Annotated in this window: 6 protein-coding genes and 1 pseudogene; 3 read left to right on the forward strand and 4 right to left on the reverse strand. The window is 40.3% G+C overall.

Translation table 11 applies throughout. The features are described 5' to 3' along the window. From BZG25_RS15500 to BZG25_RS15510, 3 genes and pseudogenes are all read left to right on the forward strand, one after another. A pseudogene (locus BZG25_RS15500) lies at positions 1-342 on the forward strand (hypothetical protein); the annotation flags it as partial. 2 nt (positions 343-344) lie between these two features. Further along, entirely contained in the window at positions 345-689 is a 345-nt protein-coding gene (locus BZG25_RS15505) for a hypothetical protein (protein ID WP_077578677.1), read from the forward strand. A 331-nt stretch (positions 690-1,020) separates the two neighbouring features. After that, positions 1,021-1,350, forward strand: coding sequence for a hypothetical protein (locus BZG25_RS15510; protein ID WP_077639361.1), 330 nt, complete (start codon positions 1,021-1,023; stop codon positions 1,348-1,350). A gap of 259 nt (positions 1,351-1,609) precedes the next feature. On the opposite strand, the gene BZG25_RS15515 is transcribed toward BZG25_RS15510, so the two are convergent. From BZG25_RS15515 to BZG25_RS15530, 4 genes are all read right to left on the reverse strand, one after another. Next, positions 1,610-1,975, reverse strand: coding sequence for a hypothetical protein (locus tag BZG25_RS15515; RefSeq protein WP_077639362.1), 366 nt, complete (start codon positions 1,973-1,975; stop codon positions 1,610-1,612). A gap of 65 nt (positions 1,976-2,040) precedes the next feature. Continuing rightward, positions 2,041-2,532, reverse strand: a complete 492-nt coding sequence (locus BZG25_RS15520; RefSeq protein ID WP_077578674.1) for a hypothetical protein — start codon at positions 2,530-2,532, stop codon at positions 2,041-2,043. Beyond that, the gene (locus BZG25_RS15525; RefSeq protein WP_077639363.1) at positions 2,529-3,140 is read right to left on the reverse strand and encodes a hypothetical protein; all 612 of its coding nucleotides are present in this window, start codon (positions 3,138-3,140) and stop codon (positions 2,529-2,531) included. The genes BZG25_RS15520 and BZG25_RS15525 overlap by 4 nt, the downstream gene beginning before the upstream one ends. 117 nt (positions 3,141-3,257) lie before the next feature. After that, entirely contained in the window at positions 3,258-3,602 is a 345-nt protein-coding gene (locus tag BZG25_RS15530; protein WP_077639364.1) for a DUF2511 domain-containing protein, read from the reverse strand. Positions 3,603-3,782 lie beyond the last annotated feature (180 nt).

A 3,782-nucleotide genomic window follows, 5' to 3' on the forward strand; every position in this document is an offset into this window, starting at 1 on the left:
TCCGCCGCTAGAGGTTTGGGGTATGTCGGGCTAGTGCTCGGTTTTGCCAGTGGTGTGGATAATGTCTATGAGGCGTGCAAGGTCGATGGAGCGGGAGACTGTGGTCAGACAATAACCCGTGAAGCTGGTGGGTTTATTGGTGGTATATATGGAGGAGGAGTTGGTGGTGCAGCGATGACTTCTGGTGTATTACTTGTTCTAGGAGTTGTCGGTGTAACTTCTGCCCCTGTACTTGCCATTGCTGCAATCGGTTCTTTTGTTGTTGGTGGTGCTATTGGTGGTATCGCTGGAGCAACTGCTAGCAAATGGTTTGTAGATGAAATGTATGCTTGGAGTTCTTAATTATGATTAAGGATGTAGCATTTTTTTTCTTTTACTATGCCATTGTTTGGTCGGTTCCTGGAGCAATTATGAGTGCAATGGTTTCTTTAGGTGACCCTCAAAGAATCGTTTTTATAGACAACCAACTCTCTAAGAATGTGGATAAATTGCATGCTAATAGAATGTGTATGCTTTCTGCTTATATCGGCACAAGGTTATTCCATTATTGGGTAAAATACCCATTCATTCGTAAGCGTGCAAAAACTAACTCCATTAAGTTTAAAGTGTTTATGTGGGTTAATGCACTAGGTATGTGGAGTTACATTTTATCTTTTGTGTTAATGGTGATTGGTAAGTATTTAACTTAAATTATTGTTGGCGTAACCGCATAGGATCCTGTTCTGGCGGTTGCCGGTGGTTTGGTTAGTGGCGTAGCTCTGAGGAATCCTCTAATGATTTAGATAAAAATCGTCAGGGGATTCCTCAGATCTCAACTGCGACAGCATCAGATTCCAGTTTCGTATCAGTGTGTCAACTTGCGTAACAACCAGAAAGTCATACTTTTTATTATATTAAATCCTTAAAAAAACCGAGGTTAATATATAAAGCCGCATTCCAAGCAGTGTAGAAGAGTATATAAGAAAAGGGAGGTTCAATGACTTTAGTGTTGAGTCTATTTTTTAGAGAAAGGGAGCTGGAATGTTAGACATGAAAAAATGTGTGGGTGTGTTTTTTTTGGTGTGGATGTTCGTCTATTTTTACCACCTTGTCATTTATTCTTTAGGGGATAAGAAGCACGTTAATGACTTAGTTGATAACTTAGCTAAAAACCCAGAAAAATTTAAGAGAAAAAACAATATTGCCATGGTTAGCATAGGCGCTGGTGGTGTATTTTCGTACTTCTGTCTAGTTTATCCATTTGTTAGACATAGGCGAAGGAACAAAAAAACCCTTAACGATATGTTCATGATGTTGAATTGGTTGTTTTTTATGGCAGGTATTTATATTTATTTTTTCGCGGAAGTATAAAAACTAGCCAGAGAGTGTTCATGGTTATGTGTCTCCGATTCATCACAGAGCCACATAATCGTCGATACGTACTTAGAAGTGCCTATTAAGACCTCTAATCAGATGGCCAAACTCACCGATACCTCTACACACGCTGAAAAATGTCATAGGCAGCGCCTACCTATGCGCATTCGAGCTATTTACTTAGTAAAGCAACGGGCTTGTTCAACATCCAAATAAGGTGTCGGCTGCGCGACACTTATTCCTATTTGTTATGTAATTAGCCAGAGGCTTCCTGTTTGAGTAATTTATCTAAGAACCTCTGGGTTGTCATATACCACAAGACAAAACCTGCAATCGACAGCAGTATCCCAGCAAACAAGAAAACTGTGGCGCGGTGGTCATAAGCCTCTGACATCACCAACTTCTCTTGTGCCGCTAATAATTTCGCTTTCGCTATTTCCAACTCAGAGCTATCAGCTACGACTACCTTTAACGTTGCTTGCTCGATCCTCAATTCAGATATTGTCGCTTGAATATTCGTTATTGCCATGTACTTAAATACTGCACTACAAATAATAATTACCAACCCAAATAAAGCCATGAATTTATACAAGTTATCTGTTGGTAGGTTCTGAGATATCATAAATCACTCCACTTACATAACGCCTAAATCAGCCGATCGTTTTTTGCGTCGGCTGCATTTTATTGTTAGGGAGATTTAGCACTGAAACCACAATCATTTCTATCAATAGTGAAATCATCAATAAGCACTCCGTCATTTCCTGAATATGAATAAGTATATTTTCCACCGTACTGTAGTGACGGCTTCATTTCTTTGCTTGAGCAAACACTGCTCATTACGGAAGGAAGCACGTCAGATTGTATTACCCCAGAGTCAATATCACTTGAAGCATAATTCGGAAGTGTATAGTGATAAGTAAGCAATGCGCCTGGGCCGGCACTAGCCCCGTCCATGCGAGTTTCCTCATCGACCATTGTTGGAGCAGCGTCATTTATCTGCTTTGCCGCAACTTCAAAGCCTTCGGCTAACTTGGCCATGATTTCTTGTTCTGTTGGCTTAGATGGAGAGAATGCTGCCTTTCCTACCTCCTTGCCAACTTGACTACCAATGCCAGAAAAGACAAGAACGACAATAAGGCCAATGATACCCCCTAAAATTGAAAGCAACTTTTTAATCATATCTTCTCCCTAACGCCTCTTTCAGCCGACGCTTTAGCAGTCGGCTGCATTGACTTGTTAGAAATCATTTCATGCATTTGTGATTCTACCTTGGTAAGAATAGATACCAACATCTCCTTCGATGCCCCATCTTCTATACCATTGAGAATTTCATTCTTCTTATCATTCGGCATAAAAACCAATGTTTTTACTAGCGTCCCCAGAATCGGAGACAACAAATTGGTAGTAACTTCCTCAGCCATCTCAATCGATTTTTTTGAAACACGCTCTAGGTTTTCTATTCGTTCATCTTTTTCCCTAAGCTGGCGTTCTATTTCTTCTTCCAGCTTCCCTCGCTCCTCCTTCTGCTCCAAATCAACTTCCTTACGAATTAGTTTCTCTAACTTTTCCGGAGAGAAAGACTCTGAGTATTTAATTGCGGTATCCACAACCTTACTCTGACTATCTATCGCTGTGGACTGCTGAAGAACGATTCCTTTCGTTTCATTGAGGACTTTCTCCTGATGCTCTATTCGGTCTACTAAGACTTTGTTTTTGTTTTTCTGGTAGAAGAAAATTCCTAGAAGAATTGCGGTATTGATTAATGGTATTAAATTCTGTACTTCCATGAACTCTCCTAGATTTCTAACGCCCGCCTAAGAGGCGGAAAATGCTTGGCTAAAATTAGCGAAGAATGAGCGAAAGCCAAGCGTTTTACGTCCATTTTTAAGGCGCTTGTTAAGTTGCTAACACTGCTTTAAAGCTAATGAGATCATTGGACCAGTGTTAATTTTTGCACCTGGTGTTTCGGGATTATCTTTCCAGATTTTATCAATTGGTTCAAACCCTAAACTACTTGCAACTCCATTAAGTTGATAGCTTTTACCATTAACTTTAAAAATTGCAGCAGACCCTTTGACACAATCCAGAACTCCACTATTTACTGTAAAAGGCCATTCCTTACCAAAAGTTTCGCTTGAAACAGACATACCCGATTGTACTGGTTTGGATACCTGAGTTTTTTCAGGTTGATTTTCACTACAACCGACAATCAATATTAAAGGCATAATTATAAATAATAGATTTCGCACAAAACTCTCCTTTGCAACTTAACGAATGACATGGATTCCCCCTCTTGAAGATCTGCCACACTTAGGTGCGGCCTTTAATACCGGAGGTAACCATGTCTACTCAATTCTTTTGTGGCGTTGATCTCGCCAAGCACCACTTTTCTCTTCACGCGGTGGATGACCACGGAAAAGTCATTCTCC

The organism is Salinivibrio sp. ML198, assembly GCF_001996015.1.
GTDB lineage: Bacteria > Pseudomonadota > Gammaproteobacteria > Enterobacterales > Vibrionaceae > Salinivibrio > Salinivibrio siamensis.

Bases quoted from the DNA above. Each gene is read 5' to 3' on its own strand.
- BZG25_RS15505 (WP_077578677.1), top strand. From the start codon at position 345: ATGATTAAGGATGTAGCATTTTTTTTCTTTTACTATGCCATTGTTTGG.
- BZG25_RS15510 (WP_077639361.1), top strand. From the start codon at position 1,021: ATGTTAGACATGAAAAAATGTGTGGGTGTGTTTTTTTTGGTGTGGATG.
- BZG25_RS15515 (WP_077639362.1), bottom strand. From the start codon at position 1,975: ATGATATCTCAGAACCTACCAACAGATAACTTGTATAAATTCATGGCT.
- BZG25_RS15520 (WP_077578674.1), bottom strand. From the start codon at position 2,532: ATGATTAAAAAGTTGCTTTCAATTTTAGGGGGTATCATTGGCCTTATT.
- BZG25_RS15525 (WP_077639363.1), bottom strand. From the start codon at position 3,140: ATGGAAGTACAGAATTTAATACCATTAATCAATACCGCAATTCTTCTA.